Genomic DNA, 683 nt, shown 5'->3' on the forward strand with positions numbered 1-683 from the left:
AAAGGTCGCAACGTTGTCTCTTATTTCATGCAGTCCGTAGGCCGGATAAGCTTTAGCGCCATCCGGCACGAACTGAACCTGTAAGTAACGCTTATAGGTTCAGCCTTGCTTCACTGAAGAGTCGCCAGCGTGCTCTCAATTCTATTTAACTTCTGATTGGCCTCTTTCAGCTCATCCCGCAACCGTTGCTCCTGCTCGCCATAGACCATCAGGACGATACAGCCATTCATCACTTTTACGGTAATCTGTTGCCCGGTATCAAACCCTGCTTCGCGTAGCCACTTGCCGGAAAGAATAATTTTGGGTGTGGATTTGTCGAAAACATTCGGGCGGTATCCCACAATTACCGAACGCTCGGTTCCGGATTGGTCGGTGTCTGGGGTAGAATGCGAATCAGCCATAATCAACTCCTTGATAGTTGGTGAGGTTAGACGCTCCGGCTGTGTTCCCGCACAACGGGGCGTTGCTAGTGTAGAAGGCTTTTAGGTGGCCTCCTATGTGGTTAAGATAGTTGTATAGGTGGCCCCATGTCAATCATATCGCGCGAAAAAAAACCAAAAGGTGGTGGTCAATCACCGCAGTTCAAAATGCGTATTGATCCGGCATTGAAGGAGCAACTTGATGCTGTGGCGGCGGAGGAAGGGGTAAGTCTCGCCAGTTGGTTGAAGGAACTGGCGAGGGAG

The 683-nt window shown here is 50.4% G+C and carries 2 protein-coding genes; one reads left to right on the top strand and one right to left on the bottom strand.

The window, feature by feature from the left end; all coding sequences use genetic code 11:
• Positions 1-110 precede the first annotated feature (110 nt).
• Positions 111-401 (bottom strand): SymE family type I addiction module toxin, encoded by a 291-nt coding sequence (locus tag FDW87_RS12475; protein WP_137379809.1) that lies wholly within the window; start codon positions 399-401, stop codon positions 111-113.
• 126 nt (positions 402-527) lie between these two features.
• Here FDW87_RS12475 and FDW87_RS12480 point away from each other — a divergent pair.
• Positions 528-683: toxin-antitoxin system HicB family antitoxin (locus tag FDW87_RS12480; protein ID WP_137379843.1), on the top strand; the 156-nt coding region annotated here is incomplete at its 3' end.

Origin of the sequence: Citrobacter sp. wls826 (genome assembly GCF_005281245.1) — a bacterium.
Classification (GTDB): Bacteria; Pseudomonadota; Gammaproteobacteria; order Enterobacterales; family Enterobacteriaceae; genus Citrobacter; species Citrobacter braakii.